Raw genomic sequence first — 22,951 nt, forward strand, 5'->3', positions numbered from 1 at the left:
GGTTTAGTGGTTTACATATTGACGGTTCCCCAGTATGGTGTCTGATTCAGCAGCGGATTGGTTGACAACAACGATGGGTCAAATGGCCAAAGGTATTTCTTCGCATTAAATTGCGACTGGTTCATTTTGCCTTCCGGAAATTTATAGACATTGAAGTGTTTATACAACCGCACGAGATCGTAATAGCGATGGCCTTCCAGAAAAAGCTCGCGCGCTCTTTCGCTAAAGATGGCCTCGATGAGCGGTTCCTCATTTGTGTAGGCAGGCAGTCCAGCTTGCGTCCGGATTTCATTTAAGATGGTTTCTGCGGAGCTATTTTTACCTGTTGCGGCCAATCCCTCTGCCATAAGCAGCTTAATATCAGAATAGCGAAAGATGATGATGTTATTTTTAAATATCGCATTGGCATTTGACGCATTACTCGAAAACTTAACATTCGCATATTTCGTACACAGCGCATAGTTACCGTTATAAACTATATCAAACACACTTTTAAATCGTTTATCGTTACTGTCTTTAAAGAGCGTTTTAATATAATCCTGACTGATTCTTAGAATCGGATCTGTTAAAGTCCGAAAATAAGGCCCGGCTAGCGAGAAGTACCCTATTCCCGAGTTTGTACCTTCGTTTTCCCCATTTTGGGAAATCTCAAAAATACCTTCATTGGATTTTCCCTGATAAATACTGCGGTAGTTCAGACTGTCCCTTCCCACAAAAGAATATTCGCCGCTTTCCAATACCGATTTAGCTGCCTCGATGCAGTCCGCATATTCGCCGCGCCATGCACTCAGGTGCGCCTGCAGGGCAAGCGCTGCTCCGGTATTTGCACGCAGGGCAAAATCATCTTGGTCAATATTGCTCCATTTCAGTAAAGTCAAAGCTTTAGTTAAATCGGCCTGGCTCTGATCCAGCACATCGCTTTCTTTACTTGCCGGGAGATTTACAGCATTGATGGGCACCACAGATTCTGTTATAATCGGCACTGTTCCCCATACCCTCGCCATATAGAAATAGGCAAATGCACGCACAAAGTAAGCTTCGCCGATATAGTAATCCCTGGTCGATACATTGTCAAAGGCATTTTCATCCATCTTAGGGAGCTTTTGGATCACGCGGTTGGCCTGGTCTATAGCCTGATAGAAGACATCATAGCGCCGCAGCTGATATGCGGGCCGCCAAGTTTCCGAAGCCGCTACAGCCGTATTGAGCTGCATATTGACAATCGGATTAAAGTCTGCGTTGGTCGAAGAAGTAATTTCGTCCGTTAGCAAATCGCCATAGGCATAGTAGGCCATCCCATTGCCTTGATTTAGGGCCTTGCGCAGCAGCGCATACATGGCGTTGGTTGCGCTATTGGCATCTTCCTGCGTTTTCCAGAAGTTCTCGTCGGTTGCCGAACTGACAGGCTCAATGTCCAGAAACTTGGAGCAGCCTGAAGCGAGATACATGAAAGCACTCAGCATTAAAAACAATATTTTTCTTTTCATCTCTAACTAATTTTAAGCCACCGTTATCCGATGGAACTGACATGATTAAAAGGTAACATCCAAGCCTATTGTCCATTTCTTCGGGATCGGATATCCGTTACCCGTTGAATAACCATTGGCTTCCACTGCTTCAGGGTCCGGCACAGAAGACCAGGACTTAACAGCCACATTATCCACGACCCCATAAATGCGGAGCATTTTCAACTTAAGTTTCTTAATCATGGCCTGCGGGAATGTGTAGCTCAGCTGAATATTTTTCAGTCGTACAAAACTGGCATTTTCCACAAAAGTGCTATTGGCGATGTGCCAATTGTCTACCGTATTGCGAAACAAAGTAGGGTATTTGGTCTGATCGCCGTCTTTCATCCAGAAGTCGCTGGGTTTAAAATCGCCTGCAATGGCCGAATTGGTACCCCAGGTCGAATAAAGGGCAGATGAACCGGCATCCTGTAATTTATCCGACAGGTAACCATTCCACAAAGAGCGTCCGAAAACAAAGCTCACGAGTGTGGATAGGCTAAAATTCTTGTAAGAAAATTGGTTGATAAAACCGCCCACAAAGTCGGGATTTGGATTTCCCATATCAATTTTATCATTGTAATCGATCAGGTAATCCCCATTGACATCCCTTCTGCGCGGATCGCCAGCCTGATAAAGGACCGATCGATTAAAGTGCGCTATTCTTCTTCCCGTCAAAGGATCGACAGGCACGTCAGCATTGGTCGCATATACGCCATCCACATCCCATACTTTGAATGGAAAAATAGGCTGGCCTACATTCAGGGCGCGTTGCATCCAGGGTGGTCCCACTTGTATTTCCTTTCCACCGTCAGGCAGGCTGGTGACATAATTTTTATTGTAAGCGATATTGAAATTGGTCGTCCACTGGAATGCCGACGAAGGGGCCATATTTCGGGAGATAATCGTCATTTCCACACCACTGTTTCTCACACTGATAAAATTATTGGAGACGGTGCTGTATCCCGAAGTAGCGGGCATCGTCAGATCGTATACCAACTCTTTGGAGTCGCGCACATAAAAATCAGCAGTTACCGTAACCCGGTCGTGCAGCAGGTTCATATCGAACCCGGCATTAAACTGCGGTGAACGCTCCCATCTGATTGTCGGTGATGTTGCCGCCGCCGCATAATTAGGAGATACTGTCGGCTTACCGTTATACGAGAGTACCGAACCAGCAATGCCATTTTCCAGCACCGCCCCTGGATAAGATGCGTCAAAAGTCAGTCCTGTGTAGCGCGCATAGTACGAGCCCGGATCACGACCCGTAATACCATAGCTACCCCTTATTTTGAAAAAGGATATCGCGTTTTTGACTCCCTGGAAAAACGGTTCTTCCGAAAGCACCCAGCCGGCAGATATGGATGGGAAAATACCCCAGCGGTTATCCTTGCTGTAGCGCGACGATGCGTCCATCCTGTAGCTTGCAGAAAGCAGGTATTTGTCCTTATAATCGTAGCCAAAACGACCGAATACCGATACGCGCGAGCGCTCATTGATGGAAGTCGTTGCATAGAGATCAGGCCCGGAAGGGATACCGGTTACGGTTTTCACATAATTTCCATTGTCGTTGTAGCCATACATATAATTTTCATTGGACGTATTGCGTTCAATACCAGTACCCAAAACGGCACTAAAATTATGGATGTTTCGAATGCTCTTGATGTAGTTAAAATAGGTTTCCCATTCCCAGCGCTTATTTTGGTTCACCCAATTCTGTGCAAAGTTTCTATAGCCCGTAAGCAGTTTGGGGCGAAAAAGATCGCGTGTATTATTATTGACATTAAACGAAAACTGCGAGCGCAGGGTCAGCCCATTGATCAGAAATTTCTTGAGTGTCCCCGCGAAGTTTCCATTCAGGCTGAAGGAGTTATCGCGATCCATCAAACCATCGTAGCGCCCCGTATAGATCTGCTGGTCGACATCCGTAAGCTGATAGAAAGAAGAAGGAAATCCCCAGGTGCTAAAGGGATATTTTGTATCGTCACCCGAACCATGTTTCGCTTTAGTAAAACCTGCGAACAAATTTGTTTCAAATTGGAAATTGTCCGTCGGGTTAGCCTGTAACATCAGGCGCGGGGTTAGGTTTTCATTTTCAAAGCCCATCATTACGCCCTGCTCATAATAACGCTGTGCCGAGAAACGGTATAAAAATTTCTCCATGGTGGCACCGATACTCACATTGACATTGTTGATGTTGGCCGACTGCAGAAAAAGCCCCTGCCAATCGGTATTGTTGTTAAAGGCTGGATTTAAACTATCTGTTAACATGGGGCTAATGGATCCATTATTGAACCAGTCGTACGATCCACCCTGATAGAGCAAGTTCATTTTCAGCCTGCGCTCGGCTGCACCAACAGTGATGGGCTTCATTGCCGGACGGCTAGAAACTCCGTTGTAAGCCGAGATCCGTATTTCGGGTTTACCCTGCGCCGGACGTTTGGTTTTGATGATAATGACCCCATTTGCAGCACGGGCACCATAAATGGCCGATGCCGAAGCATCTTTCAGGATGTCAACCGATTCGATGTCGTTGGGATTAATGGCCTGCAAAGGACTTGCATTACCATAAGCCGACCGGATATCACTCACGTCGTAAATAATATTGTCGATCACATATAAGGGCGCCTGCAGTTGGTTGTCTGCTAAGCCCAGGTTGCTCGTCCCGCGGATGTTGACAATGTTATTGGTACCGGGTTCGCCCGAAGTACTCAATACCGTCAGACCAGCCACGCGTCCCTGCAGCATGGCATCGAAGGTTGCATAGGGTGTATTTTCAAAATCTTTCCCTTTTACGGTAGCAATAGCTCCTGTCGTCTTCCGCCGCTGCACATCCTGATAGCCCATCACGACCACCTCATCAAGCCCCGTTCCATCTTCCTTCATCGTTATCTGAAGTGTATTTTCGCCGGCACGCAGCTGTTTCTCCTGCCGTACATAACCGACATAACTAAAAATCAAGGTCGGATTTGCCGATTTAAGCGGTAGGCTGAATTTTCCATCCGCATCCGTTTTGGTGGCATTGCGGATGCCTTTCTCTAAAATACTCAGATCAGACAAAGGTATGCCTTTTTCGTCTTTAACGATCCCCGTGACCGTTCTCTGTTGTTGCGCATATAGCTGTTGACAGACCAACAGCAGCAACATAAAAATACCCGTTAAGCATTTTTTTGGAAGATTTTCATACATAGTCATAATTTCGTTAAGCAGGTGTTCAGTTTAGCATACTGTCAATGACACATCTATCCCTGGGATAAATGGATTCCTTTTGCAAAAAAGGCTGTAACAGCATGTTAAAAAATTGATTAGTTCTTCTTTCTGTAACAAAATTAGTACTTCGGAGTAGCGGTTTTCGGTCAGATCTTACCCACTCATTCTAGCATTTTAACAAAAGAAAAAGAGGCCTATTGGCGAGCTGTAGGATTGCAGCATAGTGCATAAAACAGCAATTCCGTCTAACCATAACAGGAAAAATATTTCTGTTATGGTTAGACGGAATTGAATCAGAGCCGAAATCGCGCAGGAAATTGAGCGACCTTCTGCCAGATGGGATCAAATAGCCTAAAGTGATTAAAAAGTTTTTTAATCGTATAGATAATTTCGGTAGTTGCGCACATATATTTTGGGCGATATCCCCAATATACTTCGAAACACACGGTTGAAATTGGTGATGCTATTAAAGCCGGCATCATAGGCGATTAAAGAGATCGAGTCGTGCCTACCCAAACCCAATAATTTACAGGCTTCGCGGATACGCAGTTCATTTAAATAGGCGACAAAAGTTTTTCCGGTGCAATTCTTAAAATAGCGGCAAAAGGCATGCGGCGTAAGGTTTGCCTTTTCGGCTATTTCATCCAAACTGATATCCTCTTTAAAGTGCTCTTCCAAAAATTTACATAATTTTTCGATTCTGAAAGGTTTGGAGATTTCCCTTTTGGCCAGTTGAACACCAGAAAGCGGCTCCAATTCGGCGAATACTTTGCTGAGTGATTTTAAAAGATAAAAGAAATTGACGAGCTGATCCAGAAAGTCGGACTTTTGCAGGATTTCAATATAATAGCATACCTGTCCCTGATGTTTCGGCGGAACCTTAAATCCCCGCTGGCATTTATGCACAAAATCAAGCAGATTGCGAAGTTCGGGCATGGTGGCCATGGTAGACAGTGCTCCTTTCGGGCTAAAAAATAGTGAGACAGACCGCACAGATACTCCTGCGATGAAACTTTTAAACACATGGGCCTGGTTTGTTCCCAATAGAAAAATGTCGCCGGGCTGAAACTCATGTACATTATCGTCCACGAGTAGCTGGCCGATACCTTCTTTAATCCAGATTAATTGATATTCCTCATGACGATGCATATAAGGATAGAACTTATCCAGCACGTCTTCTTGAATATAGATAGATTTATCCTGAGGGGCAGGAACTTTAAATTGAACTGGCTTCATAACAATTTAGATTTAAATAAATGTCAACTTGACATTAAATATACAATAGCCAATTTAGGATTACAATGCTTAGCTAAAAAAGGTTAAAATAAGGTGATATTTGGTTATAATTTGCACATACGTGAATTAAAACCCAATAGATATCATTTTTTTACGTCATTATGAGCTTCGTACCCCTCCCATATCGATTTTAAAATTTACACCCCGAACAGGTATAAAAAGTATATAAAACACATAATTTATACCCGATGTAGTATAATTTAAGAACATTTACTATATTTATATCAGAAAGGGTATAATTATGGATTCAATACGAGTGTTTGTAAAACAGAAACGGAAAGAATTAAAGCTAACACAGGAAGACTTAGCTGCTAATGCTGGAGTCGGCTTACGGTTTGTGCGTGATCTCGAGCAAGGAAAAAAAACGTTACGTTTAGACAAAGTAAACGACATATTGGCGTTATTCGGCAAAGAAGTTGGTGTAATTGATCAAATTAGAGAGTGATGGCACGCGAAGCAAAAATATATTTTCATGATGATTTAGCTGGATATCTCCTTGAGACTGATCATGGCTATTCATTTAGTTATGACGAGAACTATCTAAAAAAAACTGATCCATTCAAATTTTTCAAGCTAAATTAAAACAGATCGAACTATAGAAAAGAATTTAGTGATCATGAATAAACTCCTATTTCCCATCCTCTTTATTATGGCTTCTACTTTCGGTGTTTCACAAACCTTGACTAAGGCAGCCACTGCTAGCTGTTAGCCAGCCCCCAGCTCTTCAGCCAGCTTTTGTAAGCCTTGATTAGCTTCTTCAAATCGTTTAAGTTCGACCGCATAAGATTCCGTAACCGTTTGGAGCAAGGCACCTTCCGCGGTAAAGTCAACATAGGCCATTACCGTATCACCACCCCACATCCAGTCAAAAATCAGGGCATAACCCTCCAAAACAAAGCCTTCCAGTTGTTTTAAGAGAGCCAGCATCGGCAATATTTCAAGATAGTTTTCACTGAAGTTCAGTACGGCGAATGTCCAGTGTTGCTTTTCCTCATCGTAATACTCCTTTGCACCATAAAATCGATCCTTGAGCAGATTATCGAAGACTTCACGAATGCGCGCCTGTGAATAACTTGGAATAATTTCCAAAGTTGTTTTGCTGTACATCTGCCGGCTCTCCCACCACTGCGACCAATTATCATCTTTGTTCGGGGAAATTGGTTTAGAAGCAAAAAACTCATTCAATCTCGATTTTTCTATTCGAATACTAATATAAAGGCTATCCAGTTCCATAAGATCGTTCTAAAAATATTCTTAACTTCTTTTTTAACGTTACCAGCTCGACAGTTTGATCTTACCATCGCTATCAAAATCCGTATTATCGGTCACCCTTTTGAGGTTCAGCTGCTTTAATGATAGGCCTTCTTTTAGGGGCAAATCGGCAGCTTTCATCCTAAATAATGGATAGGATAATGGTTTTTCGCTCCATTCCAGCACAAAATGATAGCCATCTACGATCTTTTGCTGGTCGTCGGTTTTGATGATCAAGATATTGTGGAAGGTTTGCTCCGGCTTGGCCGGATCGCTATCTGTTGAGATACCCCTTGCTTTATAGGTGGCGATAAACTTGTAATAATGGTACTTGCCATTTATGGGATTGAATACTAATTCACGGCTGTTGTTTTCCTTGATTAATGCTGAAAAAGACTGCTCAAAATCATCCAGTAACTTATAATTAAAATCGGTATTGATCTTATTGGCCACCAATACATAAGTCTTTTCATCTTTACCGGCACTATTTCCCTTTGCTTGGTTTTGTGCAGCGACCGAATAACAAGTAAACCAGCCTAACAATAGGACTATTAAATATCTCATCCTACTAATTTATTAAAATTCAAAGAATAATACCTTAGTTGGTCAGCAATCATTTCATTTTTCGATTTCTAGCTGACACAAGCGGAAAACTTTTGCGCTATCCCAATAAATTTTCCAATCGTGTATCATGTATTGGTCAATTGGGAGACATTATCCTCGCAAATGCCCAATCATTTGTGATCACAATGCAGCTTTTAAAGTCTAGGGGGAACTATTAACTTATATTTATTAAATTTGTAGCATTACGCATATTATTTCCGTTTGCAATAGTATAGTATCAAAATAAATTATGAAAAGGCCTATTTTGACGAAATGCACAGTTTTATTGATTTTCCTGTAAGACTTCTTACTGACCTATTTTACATTATTATGCTAAACATATTTCAAAAAGTGAATAAAGGACAATGGTTGCTCTTTATCCTACCATTCTTTCTATTTGGGTGCGAAAAAGATGAGCGCGATGGCACAAACTGTGCGCAGAATTGTATTGTACTATCGGGAGTTGTTGTGGATACTCCTGCGAACAAATTATTATCCGATGCAGAAGTAGGGATTTCTTTCCAATATTACAGTTCATTCCTTAAACCATCTATAAGTTTGGGGAAAACAAAGACAGATTCCAAAGGCAAATATAGTTTTCGATTTGATGCCAGCAAATACCTATCCCGGGAAGGCTTTTTTATAGTTAGTGTCAAAAAGAATGGTTATTATCTTAATACAAACCATCCAGATTCCTATCAAAGCGTAGCTTCTTATGACTTGGACGAGCTCAAGTATGATACGCCAACTGATGAACGAATAATGCTGTTTAAAAAGGGCGAAATGGAGTTGCATCTCAAAAATGTCAAAAAACTCGATTTGACGATGCTTGCCGTTAGCTATGGTCCGGAGAAATCCAATACTGGTTTTTCTATCGCTCCGGTCCCTCGTGATTTGGATACCATCGTTAGGATACCGATTCCTGCCGATATGGAATCGGTATTAAAATGGCAAGGCTATAATGGATCGAACCCCTTACAATTCGACAAAGCATCCACTGTTAATTCAGAAAAAGGAAGCTTTACACGCTATCAGTTAGATTTCTAGTGGGAACTAGCGCTAATTAAAAAGAGAAAACAATTATAAAATCTATAATCATACATTCATATGCTTAAAAAATTACTTTCCAGGATATTTCTTTCTGTTTTAACTTTATCAGGAACCGGCCTCTATGCCCAGCAAAGAAATGGCAGCGGTTATGACATCGAATTTTCTATAACTCCTCTCGCTGAGCGTACTATTGGACCGCGGAAGAGCCTTATGGGAGCCGGTAGCAACGCCAGTAAGAATTATATAGCTGGATTGCTCCGCATAGGCTATCACTATAATGAAACATGGTCGTTTGGTGCAGGTGTGGGCTATTCCCACCAGAATATAACGACAACATCGGCAATAGTCGATCCCTCGGTGGAGCGGATCCAATACTCCTCAGAACTTTCTATTTGGGAAATCCCTTTAGATGCCAGGGTAAAATTTTTAAAATATCTCTACGCAAATGCGGGGCCTATGTTACACTTCCAGCAGAACGCAAACAGTTATGTAGACAAGCAGCATGGTATAGGTTTCCATGTTGGACTAGGCGCAAAGGTTCCATTATCCCAACAGTTTGCTGTCTTGCTGTCGCCACACTACAAAATGTACTCACTCATCCCTTTCCAATCGGAGAGAAATTATGATCGTCTGCGGGTTTTGGGAATTGCGGCTGGATTAAATTATAGGTTTGCCAAGAATTAATATAAATCACAGTTCAAACAGCCTCTTTTTCCATTTTCTCTACTGAAGAAAATTTATATCTTTATAAACAGGAAAACCTAAAATTATACTATTATTTACCGCAGGTTGCATTTAAATGATCATGAATAAAATACTATTTACCATCCTCTTTGTTTTGGTTTCTACTTTCGGCTTTTCACAGACCTTGACTAAAGCAGACTATCTTGAAGACCTCGATTTTTTAAAAAGAACATTGCCCGCCAAACATACCAACCTATTTGCTAAAACCACAAAAGCTACCTTCGAGAAGCTCGTAGATGACATTGCCAGCAAAGCGGATTCGTTGAATTATGAGACCTTCACCGTAGCGCTCTTCAAGCTTATGGTAAGTATAAAAGATGAGCATACATTTGTTGAAGCAAAATTCAATCGGATACTTCCCATTCAGTTGGATATGTTTAATGATGAAGTATATATAACAGCTATAGATCCAGCTTTTGCATCGCTATTGGGGACCAAATTAGTAGCAATCAATAACCACAGCTTCAATCAGATTACTGCTTTGTTTAAGGAGGCTATCTTAAGTGAAAACCGTTCGTATTTTAATGATCACCTGCTCCGTTTCATCAACAATCCGGCTTTTTTAAAAGGCCTTGGCATCATCGATTCGGACAAAGAAGCTGCATTCACATTTGTTGACCGGAACAATAAAATCAGTAAGATAAAATTGACGTCATCGGAAGGTAATGACCTAAAAAAATTAAACTTAACAGCGGGTGCAGTCAATCTACTTTCAAAAAAGAAAAAAGGGAACTATTGGTACGATTATGACGCTGCTCACAAAATCCTTTATTTTAATTATACGACATGCCGGGAAGATCCGGCTCAGCCTTTCGATCAATTCAATCAGGAGTTGTTCACGTTGATCAATGCCGAACATCCCAATAAAATTGTGCTGGATCTAAGGTATAACAACGGTGGGAATTCCGGTATTTTAACACCATTTATTGAACAAATAAAAAACAGCTACCTCAATAAAAAAGACAGCTTTTTTGTATTGATAGGCAAGAATACCTTCTCCTCGGCTGTGATGAATGCTGTTGAACTGAAGAAAAATTCTAATGCAACCTTTATTGGTGAAGAAACCAGTGGCTCAATCAATCATTATGGAGAAGTCAGGGGATTCAGTTTACCAAAATCAGACATCGTAATTGCCTACTCGACGAAATACTGGGAAGTATGGAAAGGGAAAAAAGGACCGCTAAAACCTGATATCGATATCAAGTATACGATCGAAAATTATATGAAAGGAAAAGACGAGGCATTAATGAGCATATGGCCCCAAAGATCGCGTCCTAAAGGAAAGCCAATAAGCAGCACACTAATACTGCGATAAAAATCTACCTTCTATTAAATATCTCATCCCACTAATTTATTAAAATTCAAAGAATATTACTTTAGCTGGTCAGCAATCATTTCATTTTTCGATTTCTAGCTGACACAAGCAGAAAACTTTACGCTACTCCAATAGGTAGTTCCAATCGCTTATGCTGGACGAAACATCCCAGCTCAAGACCGTTTTTTTATAACGCTCAAAATTGTCCTTTTTCCATTTGGTAATATGGTATCCTTTACAGAGCCTGCAATAGTAGGCTCTACGGCAAGCCGGTTTTCCCATGCGGTGTTTGATGCGTTTACCATTGGTGACATTTTTTACGCGCGAACGTAATTTGAACCGGAACATCGCATATTGGGCGTCTAACCGGGACGGAAATGCCACCTTTCCTGTGGCCCGGCATTTCCAAGTGTTGCTTTTCATGCTTTCCATAATCGATCTGTTAAAGGTTATTATTTATTGTATTCTCTTTTTCAATAGGTACCTGGAGCATGACCCAGTCTTTTATCCTGCGGGAAATGGTCGACGAAACCACAAAACTGTCGATAGCACCAAACGGTACATGCAAAATGATCCGAAGCCGCCCGCCCTTCATTTGATAGCAGGCCTTGATCATGTCCAATGGAATCGCGTGATGTCGGTCTATTTTCTGTACAAAGCCGTGGGTATCGCGCACAATTTCGTTCAGGCTACGCTGTTCACAGCCTTTGCTATCTTCCATATCTTCTTTTAGGTATAGCTTAACGATAGGCGTATTATTGGTCTTCTCAAATAGAAATATCCCCAGCTCCGTGTACATAATCTTTTTTGTGAGGTATTTGTTGTTGATCACAAACTCCTCCTCTGCCGGATTTATCGATTTGAGCAGCGTCAGATCAATTTCCTCCACAGCATCTGTTTCCTTCCCGGTCTCATCGGCCGATGCCGGATCTATAGTATCATACAAATCAAAAGATTCTGCGTCAATTTGCGCATCCGCATTGACAGCTAAGTTATTCTGCCTTTGTAAAGTACGTTCCAAGCGGATCAGGTACCGTTCCCTTTTCCGATAAATACTCCAATAAAAAAAGGTGATATAGAGCATATTAAAAAGCAGTATACAGACAAAAATCACCAATAAAGGCAGCCATATCCATTCACTTTTAGGTGCTGCAACAGGCTTGAGGATACCAAATAGGGCTACGGTTGGCAGCAGTACACAGAAAAAGAACTGTGTGCCCAGCCGATCGCCCATGTGCAGCAGCCAGCTTTTCTTTTTGTCCAACAGCTTGATCCCCCATCTTATATAAAAGAGTGTCAATGCCGCGATAATTACATTAAATAGATAACTTACAATCAGTGGTCTGCTATCGAACCAGCCTGACAGCGCTGTTACCGCACCGATATACCAACAGATGCCGCCAAAAAGAAACGAAGCGATCCACACCCAGATGAAATCTGGATAATATACGTGCATCTCCGTATCTTTAGCATACTTGACCTGTTGGTTACTTTCCATAATGTACTGTTAATTTCAACGATTAACCTTGAACTGATCGATAGATAAATGCAGGCGAGGCTAATGCTTTCCAAAAATCTCCTATTAAAAAAATTTCTGTATACTAAATTTAGCCATTAATTCTTTTAAACAGTACCATCAGATCGATAAACCACCCTTTTGTGTCCTGCCAAATACGCAGAAACACACCTTTTTAGCTTATAAACACGTTCTTTATTGTATAAAATGAATGCTTCGTTACAGAAAAAGGGAGTTCGATGCGAAAAACATACGCTTATTGAAATAAAGATAATATTCAAACCAAATAGCATGCGTTATAGGTAATTTTAATTTGATATCAAACCATTGATTTAACAGCCCTGCGTATGAGACCTCCCATGCATTTTTTCAGACGGATCAGCCGCAATCACATCCTGATTTTTATCGCGATCGTGGTGACTGTATATGGATCCTTTTTAGCGTCGGCATTTTACCTAAAGGTTTATAGTATCGGTGTCCTTGTCCTACTGATCCCTTTTTTGGAAATTCGTAGCCATCATGTCATACTCCAGCTTTTTGCTCTATTTTTTATCTGCATTCAGATCTGCAGTATAGCGGTGTATGACCGCTTACCTTATGAGCTGTTGCTGAGTTCACAGCCACTTAAGCCAGCATTTAAACATGCCTTCCCCATCGCCCTTGGCAGCTGTGCGGTGGCCAATATTATTTTCGTCAAACGTGCCAATCTGGTTACGCTTTACGCCATCCAATTTCCACTGATGCTCCTTGCCTGTACCTGGTATATCCGGATGAACCTTATTATGAATAATTGCCAAAAGGTCGATAGCCCCAAAGCGGTCTATATCCAAGCCGAAGTGGTACAGAAATGCCCAGTCTGCTGCGACATACATGAATTATTGGTGTCATTTACGTATGAAGATGAGAAATACCAATTTCCGGTCGAGGTACATCCAAAGACTTTTGAGCAGGCAAAAGAGGGCGGCAAGCTGAACATGACGCTGCATCCGGGTGTATATGGCTGGCCATGGTATCACAAAGAAATGAAAAGGAGGTACAAATGATCACAAGCTTATATCCCCTGATGCTTTTAATAGAGACCTTTGCCCATATCAGCCCTTCCAGCCGAACCAAACAACTGGAAGCCATTGCTTCTGCCTGTACCGAACATTTGAACGATGCCCTGGCCCTCCATCGGCAATATACCCATGCCGATCAGGCGATCCGTGGCATACAGCTCTACCATACGCAGCTGCTTCGCCTGCATGAAGTATTATACACCTGCTGCGATCTGTCCATTTCCGAGGAACTCAACACGCTTCATCGGGTGGAGGAACTACTGGAAAGTGTAGAATTTTTATTTAAGAAAGATATCAATCCCCTGACACCGCTACCGCAGCATCATGAAAAACGCATCAGGCAATATATAGATCTTCACCTCGAAGACAGCTTAGAGAGGTTAAGGCTTAAACAGATTCCCCAAGCTTATCTGGATGAAGTGCATTCCGCCATTGAAAGCCTTTTCCAGCGGGGCAAAATACCCTACCTGCAATATCATCATCAGCACTACCTTGTTCAGCTGATTGATGCACTTAGGCAACTGGCTCAGGACGGGCGTCAGCATAAAAACTGGCCTTATCGCTTTTTGATCTTGATGATCAATTTTAATTTTAACCATATCGGCTTTTTAAATCGCTGGAAGGAGTTCTACGAAGCTGACCCGGCCGCTACCGACAATCTATTGCGGTATCCGCAGCATTTTTCCGCCATCCCAGGCTTTGCCTATGATCCCAACCGCAGCACGCTGCTCATGCTGATGTGCCAATATATTGAAATGGAAACGGAAGATGATAAGTCATCCAGTGCTGTTCCCTATCGGTTTATCCATAGCAATCTGAATGGGAAGGAGCTCAAACTCTGGTTACATTTATGTGTGAAGGCCAAAGTCATGCGCTCGTCCGAGAAAAAGGAAGTTGCGGAAGAATTTTCAAAACTCGTGAAAACCAAGGAAGGCATACTGCTTTCGATACACAGCCTCACAAAGATGGACAGAGGCAGCGAATTTCCCGCTGCTGTCCACCTACGCAAAGTATTGAAAACGATGCTGAATGAATTGCACGAAAAATTCCCCGAATTAAATGGATAAAAATCCATCCAAATTTTAAAAAGCAGGGGTATTCCCACGTTACCCCTGCAATCGCAGGGTTGACCAAGATTTAAATCTTGTTTAAAATCATTTCTGTCGGCTATTTTGCTCCGCCATGCTTATAGCAGTTATTTCGTCTCTAATTCTCCGCCGCCGTTCATACAGCTATTTAGAACGGTATTCGCTGGCTCAAATGCCCTATTTACTACCCCTGCGGTCGACTGATATCCGATCTATCTTTGTTTTGAAGCGTACGAAAGGTAGAAGTTGACGCTGAATCAGGCCGCTGTACCCGAGCAGGGCGCGCAGGTACGGCGCCCTGTTTTTGAAAGGAAAAAACAGTGGAGAAAAATAATAAGTAACGCTGTACAAATAATTAAAGCTATGGAAGCGAACAAAACCAATACAACAATTTACAAAATCCTCCGGGCGGCAATGATCCTCTTTTGGGTTTATGTGGGTATTGAAAAACTCTGGCAGCTCAGTGCATTTCATATTGCACTGCAGCAACAACCGGTCATTAGCATCCTTGCGCCAATACTTTTCTGGCTGCTTCCGCTGCAGGAAATTAGCATCGGAGCTTTGCTTGGGTTGCCTGCACGCCGTTTACAGCATTGGGGCTGGATAGCATCGACTATCATGATCACTTTGTTTTCGATTTATATTGCCCTTGGCGTCCTTGATGTGTATGACAAGAAACCCTGTATGTGTACCAGCTTTCTCAGTCATATCTCCTGGACAGCGCATCTGATCTTTAATCTCGTTATTCTTGGTCTATCGCTAGCAGGATTAGTACTCAATCGTAAGGTTTTTCTACACGATCAAAGCAATTTAAGCAACAAGACCGCTATCGGCCTCTTTCTCACGGTTATTCTAGCAACAGGAATTGTAAGCTATAAAAACGCAGCAATTAAACCAACATATGAAATCTGGTATATGCCAGACAGCATAGACCATGCTCCAGTATATGACAGCGTCAGTAGGCCTACAGTAGGCAGCCTGGCATACAGATACGATCGGTACACAGAACCGTACCGACAACAATTATTTACCAAAAGTTTGCAGGCCAACAACTTTACTCACCAATTATTGGCTTGTAATAAAGAAAGGAGGGTAGCGTTATGCTAACCAAATTTTTAAACAATTATGGCTACATGATATTAGGCGGAGCCATGATTATCGGATTCTCAGCATTTAAAGGTGCTGAGGCTTATACAGGAAAAAGTTTAGCTCCTGTGACTGTTTATTTCAAGGGAAATCCGCTATTAAGCGGAGAGGTTTCAAACGAGTCGAATTGGACAACGACACCAAATGGTCAATCCTGTTCAGGCGACAATAAAGCCTGTTCTATGCAAGTGGAGACCTCAGACCTAAATTCGGCAGGGGAACTAGATCCCGGTCAAATTGAGTTAACAGAAATCTCTACTGGTTCGGGTTTTATCCCTGAACGAAGTGGTGGAGATAGTGAAACTGAAATTAACATTCACAACAGAAGCTAATTTTTCGTATTGGCCAAAGATTAGTTTGAAGATTTTCGTTTCCAATTAATCTATTGACTGTCCTTCAACAAGAGACCAGTTTCAAATAATGCTGGTCTCTCGTTTAAGGTATATAATTCAAAAAAAGACTATTATAAAAATTTTTCTTAAATAGGATTTTGAAGCATTCCAGTCGCCATAATCACATCTTCAGGCAATGGTAGTGCATATTTATTATCTCTCGGTTTGAGCATATATTCTTTCCCGTTCACGTTTCTTTTGAGCTGAATTCCCCGCCCCTCTTCGTTTAAACGTTTCAGGTCCATCCATCTCAAACCTCTAAAGAGCAGCTCTTTCCGTCTTTCCCCAAGAACAAAATCAAGTGCTTCTTCCTGAAGCTCAAAATGAGCTGGCAAATAACTTCCTATTTTATAACGTCGGGATAATAGATAATCCATATCATCCATTCCTTCCCGAATGCTTCCTTTTCTTACAGCGCATTCCGCACGGATTAAAAACATTTCATCAACAGCAGGCCCACCAAATAAATTTGCACTACCCGCGTAACTGCCTTTAAACGAAACATAGCCATCTGCATTCATTTTGAAAAAGGCCTGCTTTCTTAGGTCATTAACATGATAAGACTGGTAAAGATTTGAATCAATATTAGCGTTATTAACTCCTATTTGTGCATTAATGGTCACAAGTTCAAAATATCCGAGTGTTTCTTTGTTAAATCTTGTAAAAGGATATGCAGCTAAGATTTTCACTTCAGCCGCGTTGTTATAATCCATCAGCTCTTTATTTACCGATAAGACCTTGTCCGAATAATAGTAAGCTGAATCGTATTTCGCCATCGAGTGGTAAGCTCTCGCCAATCCCGCATATGCTGTTATTTTTGATGGTCTCATGACGTGAATTGCTTTATCAGGCAATATGTCGGCGGCAGCTAAAAGATCATCCACTATAACACGATAAGTCTTTAAAACAGTTGCTCTTTCAGACTTTACATTAAAATCTGAGGTACTACGCAGCACAATACCCAAGTCCTTCGGAGATGTATCGTCCTGATATGCTTTACTATAAGTCCATACCAAACTAAGATACTGGCTGGCACGATAGTAAAGGGCACTGCCCTTTACATTATCCCAATCATTTTTATTTGCCTCCGCTCTTTTAATTTCTTTAATTTTATCTAACACTAAATTGCAGTTATAGACAGTGATATAGGCTTTTGCCCAATCGTTATTAAAATTATAAACGGGATTTTCCCAGGTATAAAATTTTCTGCCCACTTCATTCAGGCCATCAAATACCTTTTGCTTCAAAAAGTAATTGTCAGCCGAAACCTCACCTATGGAACAAAAATTAAAATTAATGTTTTGCGAGCCATCCAATATCTGCTGCAGATCTGTCAGATCCTCTGGTACTACCTGATTTTTGTTTGCTTGTATATCCAAATACTTGTTGCAGGATGTATGGAATGTTACGAATAATGCGAGATAGATCGTAAGAAAGCAAAAGTGTTTTTTCGTCTTTTTCATTTCAAGATTCATTTATGATCAATAATTTAACTGGCATCCAAAAGATAAAGTCGTTGGGGGCGAGATCCGATAAGGAAATTCAGGATCAATATTTTGCTTATTCGCAGTCCATAGTAAGCCCAGATTGCTTACATTTCCATAAAATTTCATACGTAAAGCGCGCTGTTGAAGCCTCAGGGTTTTATCCCATGAAATGTTTATATATTCTAACCTCAAATGATCAGCTTTCAATACATTTACCTCAGATTGCACATATAGCGCGTCCCTAAAATCTTCCAATGGATATTGCACCGAAGGCACTGAAGTCTTCAATTCATCCCCTGCTTGCTGCCAGCGCATCTCAAAATCAGGAAAAGCAGTCCCTCGGTTGAAAAGGTTATAATAGGAAGTTGCAGGTTTTCTAAAATAATAGTCTCCTTTATAGCTCACATTTAGCGAAAGCGTCCAAGATTTCCATCCGAAAGTATTTATAAGTGATCCATAAACCTGCGGCTTGGCAGAACCATAAAAAACGATGCTGCCGCCTTCCAGTCCGTCGTTAAATGCAGCGTTGTTGATACCGATATAATCTTTACTGACTTCACCACGGAGGATACCTTGTGGATTTCCCTCACTATCGAGCCCCATCCATTTAAAGGCTGAGAGTGCATTCAATGGCATCCCCGGTATTGGCGTGATGGTATTTCCATCGCCCAAAAAAGATGATACGCCACTGTTCAAAGCCCTATAATATGCCGTAGTCCTGTTCTTATTCAAATTCAAAAGCAGCCTTGAATTCCATTTCACCGCTTTATCCAGATTATTCGTTGAAAGTGTGATATCCCAGCCTTTTCCTCTCATGGATGCAACATTTTTGGTTACTGTATTGGATTTACCCCAAGCGGTATAATCAAAATCAGTAAGCCCATACAGATCTTTTCCTGTTTTAATGTAATGATCCACCGTACCATATAGACGACCTTTAAACAGAGAGAAATCCAGTCCAAGGTTGAAGGTGGACACTTTCTCCCATCTCAAAGATGGATCATTTAATTTTGAGATCGTCAGTGCAGGTAATCTTGTATAGGTACCTGCAGTTACACTGGCGATAGGCTGCGGCGTTTTACGCAGGTCAACATTCCCGCTATAACCATAGGTAGCCCTTAACTTTAATCGATCTACATCCTTATGGGTGATAAACGATTCCTTCCCGATATCCCAAGAGAGACCTGTAGACCATAGCGGAGACCATTTATCGTTGGTTTTTGCTCCGAATATATTGCCTCCATCTTTTCGAAAGCTTCCCGACCAGGCATATCGATCCTTAAAAATATAACTCCAATTTGAATAGAGCGATACAAACCTGTTCACGCGATCAGTGAAAGATGGACTTCCCGTAATACCCATTGGCACCATTGAAGGCGCTATAGTGAAATATGTCGTAAAGTCTACCGGAACTGCCTGTAAGGGCTTCTCTTTATAACCATATACCCAATAATTTTCACCCTTGCTTGCTGTTTCGCGAATTTCTCCACCAGCCATACCGATCAACCGGTGCAGACCCCATGACTTATTCATATTTAACTGCGTTCTTGCGGTATACGACCGTCCTGAGGAGAAGTCTTTGCTCTTGATCCCACCTCTGGGAATATGATACGTAATGCTACTTCCCCCATTTGAAACCTCCATAAATTGATTGATGTTCTTTCGGGCATAATAGCTTTCTTCATTATATAGTCCTTGCAGATCGGTCTGTTGGATTTGATACTGGAACCCGACACTTACATCTAGAAAAGGTAAAATTTTATATTTTCCACTTATGGTTGAATACCACTCATTCAATCTTGTCGTTGAAACAGCCTGCTTATAATCAGACAATGGATAATACCCCCAGTCTAAGTATGGTGTGCCATAATTTTCGGTCATATAAGTACCCCTAAATTCTGGATAAAAGGCGCGTTGAGAGCCATCATTATTGTAAAAATCCATGTAAGGCACCTGCTTACCGTTGTAGTGAAGTGATTCAAACTTTGGCTTTCCTGATTCAGAAATACTGTTTGTAAACAAAAGGTTGATCGCAATGTCCAGTTTTTCCGTAGGCTGAAAGCTATTGGTAAGCTGTAAATTCAACTTTCGAAACCGTCCTGCATACTCGTCTATTTCTCGGGTATAGCCTCCGGAAAAACCATAATTATACTGTCTGCTGCCGCCCGAAAGATTTAAGGAATACTGTTGCGAGAAGGGCGATTCGAGAAACAGGTCACGGTATGATTTTCTCCCATCTTTTGTCATAAGCTCATTGATCAGATCTGCTGAATCTGCAGGAGTCAGCAATCCACGTTTTGTCCTGTCAAATATGTCTATAGCCGGCGTGACCGAGATATACTGAAAACCATTCCCAAGCCAATCGTAAAATCCCTTATTGAACAACATGGACTCTGCATCGATAAAATCCTTATTGGACAATTGATACACCTGATCAAGGTTTGGCTTCGCTTTTGTAATCAATGTGCTGCTAAATGTGGTATTCATTATTTTGCCAGCACCCTGACCTCCTTTTTTAGAAGTGATGACCACAACCCCGTTTCCAGCCCTTGCACCCCATATCGAACTTGCCGCGGCATCTTTCAAAACGGTAACAGATTCGATGCTATTCGGATCTATATTAGCCACATTGCCCTCATAAATAAAACCATCCAATACTATCAATGGATCAAGATTACCATCTATGGTACTGAGACCCCGAACAGAAAAATTCAGCTTTTGTCTGTCACTGACAGTACTGGGCTGATTTTCAAATCTCAGCCCAGAGGCCACATTATTGAGCCTGTTTAAAATGTTTGCACCAGTTTGCTGGTTGAGCATATCATTGGAAATCACACTGGCAGAACCTGTTGTTTCATTGGGTTTTAAAATCTGATAGCCCGTATTGATCTGCACTTCTTCCAAGTAATTATCCTTTACAGCCATCAAAACCCTACCTTTAGCCAACACATCCTTTACCAATACCCGTAATTCCTGATAACCCATTGCCGAAAACCGAAGAGTATCCCGCGAATCTCCGCTTATTCCGAAACTTCCATCGGCTTCACTTTTTAAACGCATATTGGTAACCATATTTTGCACAGTGACGCCCTGCAATGGGCGCAAGTCTTCGCTTGATAGAATTACTCCCCGAACTATGTTTCTTTCTTTTACCTGACTATAGGACGTAAGCCAGCACATCCAAACACTTAGGATGCATAACATTCTCATATACATATCCTACCCTCCTATCTATCCGTTAATGAAAATGATGCACAGACAATAGTCTCCTGTACAGAATTAAGCTCTAAACCCATTGCTCGGAGAAATGCCTTTCGCGTATCCTCTTCCCAGCCTTCAAAATCTTTAGGAATGGTCATGTCTACAAGTACCTCTTTGGACGCTCCAATTACCAATGGACGATGAAAATATAGGCTGAGGTTATCCACCAGCAATTCTAGAGGAATATTGCGGAATTTCATTTCCGTCTCCGAATCTCCCAGGAAAACTTCTGGGATACCACCTTTGCTCCTGATCTTCTCGGCAGCTGAATTGAAACTGACGCGCCATACATCCGTTGGCTTGTTTTCTACTGATAGTTTTATCCCAAAGAACTTTTTAAAATCTTCCGTAAAAAATTGTTTCGCTCTGCTCTTAGGCAAAGAATCCAGCACCACCATTTCATAACAGAAGCTATTTTCATAACGATTTGGGGTCAGGAGCCGCTGTTTAGAGTCTACCCCGCTGCTTGTAGCAAACTGCCAATGTCTCCATGGTATTCCTTTCAATTCTTTTTGAAATGCTATGCCCAAGAGCTGAGAGAATCTGAGGTTCAATAGCTGATACCTGGTCCGTTTTCCGTCGAACGAATAATTTCCAGAACTAGCATCTAACCCTTCTTGATAAGTCTGAAAAACAGAACCTGCATAAAATCCGTTATTCAGCATTTCATTGGTTATCAGAGCCACTTCTTTATTGGTCCTCATTTTTTTTTGATGGAAATCTGCATTTCCAGTATGAAGCACTGCTGTTATATTTTCTTTTGACAATGCATTGGCATAAGTATTGGCAACCAGAATACCATCTTTATTTATCCAAACGACATGTGGAACCGCGTTATGAGGGAATAATTGCTGAAAAATAGTGTCGCCAAATAGATAAGGAAGGGAAGTCTGAAAGCCATATGCCGTTTTATATTTTTTCTTTAGATCTTGTACACGTTTTTGTGTATCCTTTGTCTGTGTGCTATTGACAAGCAGCACGGCAATCTCATTTTTATTAATCGCCAACACATCTTCTAGATGTGGAAATCCCTCAATACACGAGGGGCACCAAGTCGCCCAAAAATCCAGCAGGATCAGCTTTCCTTTCAGATCAGCGAACTTGATTGTTTTCTTTTTCCCATTAAAATAATTCAGTTCGAGCGACTGGTTCCATACCGCATCCGGGATCTTATCGCCCGGTTTTAGCGCAACGAGACTGGAGAGCCCATCGGCCCCGCTATCTTTGCGGGGCGTCTGAGCCGATAAACTAAACATAGAAACTAAACATAAAAACAAGCATGTCAATACCATGCGATAGGTACGCTTATAATCTGCAAAGAGTAAAAAGCATTTTAAGGCCCGCTGAGCAACCAAAATCACCAAAGCAAGCAAAGTATTTACCTGAAACACCAAAGCCTTACAGATCGACTTAAAACACGTTAAAACAGATCGTTCAGATTCTACTCCATACGTCAATCTAAAGTCTCCCACCTGCTGAAAAGCTTCAACCATCTTTTGAGCAATTCCTGACGAATTTTTACATTTCATCGGGTTTTCATCGAGTCCGCATCGGGTTTTGATCGGTGTGGCCCGATGAGATCCCGATGAAAATTCGATGCCAATTGCATGAAAGGCAGAAGTTGGGGCGAAGTTGATCAGGCAAAAGTCCGAAAAAGGTAATGCCTCTCCCCCTCTTCGGCTGACCTTTGGCTCGGCTTCGAGACTTCTTCGGGACCTGTTCGAGACAGGCTCGGCACTTCTTCGGCTCGGCTTCGAGTACGCTTCGAGTACGCTTCGACTCCTACCCCAAGCGCAGTCGAACAACAGTCGAAGCGTTTCCGAAGATGAGGCGACGCTGGTACGACGCAGTGTCGAACAGTCCTCAAACAAAACCCGAAGGCTGCCCGAAGAATCTGCTTTTTTTAGAAGGTTCTGAACGCTAATCTTACAGCGCTTTTTTAGCAGGATCGAAGTACCTTTAAAGTACATTTTTCCTTGTCTAATTTTCTTACGCAAATTTTGCGTAATTAGTACTATATCTGTGCTTA

At 41.8% G+C, this 22,951-nt stretch carries 18 protein-coding genes; 8 read left to right on the forward strand and 10 right to left on the reverse strand.

Annotation, left to right across the window (positions count from 1 at the left end; all coding sequences use genetic code 11):
• Positions 1-11: 11 nt before the first annotated feature.
• The 3 genes from HS960_RS14135 to HS960_RS14145 form a co-directional block, all read right to left on the reverse strand.
• Positions 12-1,487, reverse strand: a complete 1,476-nt coding sequence (locus HS960_RS14135; protein WP_083663519.1) for a RagB/SusD family nutrient uptake outer membrane protein — start codon at positions 1,485-1,487, stop codon at positions 12-14.
• Between the two features lie 45 nt (positions 1,488-1,532).
• A complete protein-coding gene (locus HS960_RS14140; protein WP_182329651.1) occupies positions 1,533-4,694 on the reverse strand; it encodes a SusC/RagA family TonB-linked outer membrane protein in 3,162 nt (1,053 codons plus the stop codon).
• A gap of 393 nt (positions 4,695-5,087) precedes the next feature.
• On the reverse strand, positions 5,088-5,951 hold the full coding sequence (locus HS960_RS14145; RefSeq protein WP_112373465.1) for an AraC family transcriptional regulator: 864 nt from the start codon (positions 5,949-5,951) through the stop codon (positions 5,088-5,090).
• A gap of 301 nt (positions 5,952-6,252) precedes the next feature.
• Between HS960_RS14145 and HS960_RS14150 the strand changes: the two genes are divergently transcribed.
• On the forward strand, positions 6,253-6,456 hold the full coding sequence (locus HS960_RS14150; protein ID WP_153846654.1) for a type II toxin-antitoxin system Y4mF family antitoxin: 204 nt from the start codon (positions 6,253-6,255) through the stop codon (positions 6,454-6,456).
• 260 nt (positions 6,457-6,716) lie between these two features.
• On the opposite strand, the gene HS960_RS14155 is transcribed toward HS960_RS14150, so the two are convergent.
• Complete coding sequence (locus tag HS960_RS14155; RefSeq protein WP_182329653.1) at positions 6,717-7,244, reverse strand: hypothetical protein; 528 nt, start codon at positions 7,242-7,244, stop codon at positions 6,717-6,719.
• A gap of 39 nt (positions 7,245-7,283) precedes the next feature.
• On the reverse strand, positions 7,284-7,826 hold the full coding sequence (locus tag HS960_RS14160; protein ID WP_182329655.1) for a hypothetical protein: 543 nt from the start codon (positions 7,824-7,826) through the stop codon (positions 7,284-7,286).
• Positions 7,827-8,195: 369 nt separating this feature from the next.
• Here HS960_RS14160 and HS960_RS14165 point away from each other — a divergent pair, with 369 nt between their 5' ends.
• The 3 genes from HS960_RS14165 (at position 8,196) to HS960_RS14175 (ending at position 10,974) form a co-directional block, all read left to right on the forward strand.
• Positions 8,196-8,912, forward strand: a complete 717-nt coding sequence (locus HS960_RS14165; protein WP_182329657.1) for a hypothetical protein — start codon at positions 8,196-8,198, stop codon at positions 8,910-8,912.
• A 60-nt stretch (positions 8,913-8,972) separates the two neighbouring features.
• A complete protein-coding gene (locus tag HS960_RS14170; RefSeq protein WP_182329659.1) occupies positions 8,973-9,599 on the forward strand; it encodes an outer membrane beta-barrel protein in 627 nt (208 codons plus the stop codon).
• Between the two features lie 121 nt (positions 9,600-9,720).
• Positions 9,721-10,974, forward strand: coding sequence for a S41 family peptidase (locus tag HS960_RS14175; RefSeq protein ID WP_182329661.1), 1,254 nt, complete (start codon positions 9,721-9,723; stop codon positions 10,972-10,974).
• A 123-nt stretch (positions 10,975-11,097) separates the two neighbouring features.
• Here the strand turns inward: HS960_RS14175 and HS960_RS14180 are convergent, their stop codons facing one another.
• Complete coding sequence (locus tag HS960_RS14180) at positions 11,098-11,406, reverse strand: hypothetical protein (protein ID WP_182329664.1); 309 nt, start codon at positions 11,404-11,406, stop codon at positions 11,098-11,100.
• A 10-nt stretch (positions 11,407-11,416) separates the two neighbouring features.
• Positions 11,417-12,472 carry a hypothetical protein gene (locus HS960_RS14185; RefSeq protein WP_182329665.1) on the reverse strand — a complete coding sequence of 352 codons (1,056 nt, stop codon included), beginning with the start codon at positions 12,470-12,472 and terminating at the stop codon, positions 11,417-11,419.
• 365 nt (positions 12,473-12,837) lie between these two features.
• Here HS960_RS14185 and HS960_RS14190 point away from each other — a divergent pair, with 365 nt between their 5' ends.
• From HS960_RS14190 to HS960_RS14205, 4 genes are all read left to right on the forward strand, one after another.
• Positions 12,838-13,533, forward strand: a complete 696-nt coding sequence (locus tag HS960_RS14190; RefSeq protein WP_182329666.1) for a hypothetical protein — start codon at positions 12,838-12,840, stop codon at positions 13,531-13,533.
• Positions 13,530-14,615 carry a hypothetical protein gene (locus HS960_RS14195; RefSeq protein WP_182329667.1) on the forward strand — a complete coding sequence of 362 codons (1,086 nt, stop codon included), beginning with the start codon at positions 13,530-13,532 and terminating at the stop codon, positions 14,613-14,615. Before HS960_RS14190 ends, HS960_RS14195 begins: the two co-directional genes overlap by 4 nt.
• A 384-nt stretch (positions 14,616-14,999) precedes the next feature.
• On the forward strand, positions 15,000-15,743 hold the full coding sequence (locus HS960_RS14200; protein WP_182329668.1) for a MauE/DoxX family redox-associated membrane protein: 744 nt from the start codon (positions 15,000-15,002) through the stop codon (positions 15,741-15,743).
• Entirely contained in the window at positions 15,737-16,114 is a 378-nt protein-coding gene (locus HS960_RS14205) for a hypothetical protein (protein WP_182329669.1), read from the forward strand. The genes HS960_RS14200 and HS960_RS14205 overlap by 7 nt, the downstream gene beginning before the upstream one ends.
• Before the next feature lie 146 nt (positions 16,115-16,260).
• On the opposite strand, the gene HS960_RS14210 is transcribed toward HS960_RS14205, so the two are convergent.
• Genes HS960_RS14210 through HS960_RS14220 form a run of 3 tightly spaced genes read right to left on the reverse strand, consistent with a single transcriptional unit; the run spans position 16,261 to position 22,892 of the window.
• Positions 16,261-17,637: a RagB/SusD family nutrient uptake outer membrane protein gene (locus tag HS960_RS14210; protein WP_182329670.1), complete on the reverse strand. Its 1,377-nt coding sequence runs from the start codon at positions 17,635-17,637 to the stop codon at positions 16,261-16,263.
• An 18-nt stretch (positions 17,638-17,655) separates the two neighbouring features.
• Positions 17,656-20,877 (reverse strand): SusC/RagA family TonB-linked outer membrane protein, encoded by a 3,222-nt coding sequence (locus HS960_RS14215; protein WP_317167945.1) that lies wholly within the window; start codon positions 20,875-20,877, stop codon positions 17,656-17,658.
• 11 nt (positions 20,878-20,888) lie between these two features.
• Positions 20,889-22,892 (reverse strand): TlpA family protein disulfide reductase, encoded by a 2,004-nt coding sequence (locus HS960_RS14220; protein WP_182329672.1) that lies wholly within the window; start codon positions 22,890-22,892, stop codon positions 20,889-20,891.
• Positions 22,893-22,951: the final 59 nt, after the last annotated feature.

This window comes from Sphingobacterium paramultivorum (genome assembly GCF_014109745.1).
GTDB classification, from domain to species: Bacteria; Bacteroidota; Bacteroidia; order Sphingobacteriales; family Sphingobacteriaceae; genus Sphingobacterium; species Sphingobacterium paramultivorum.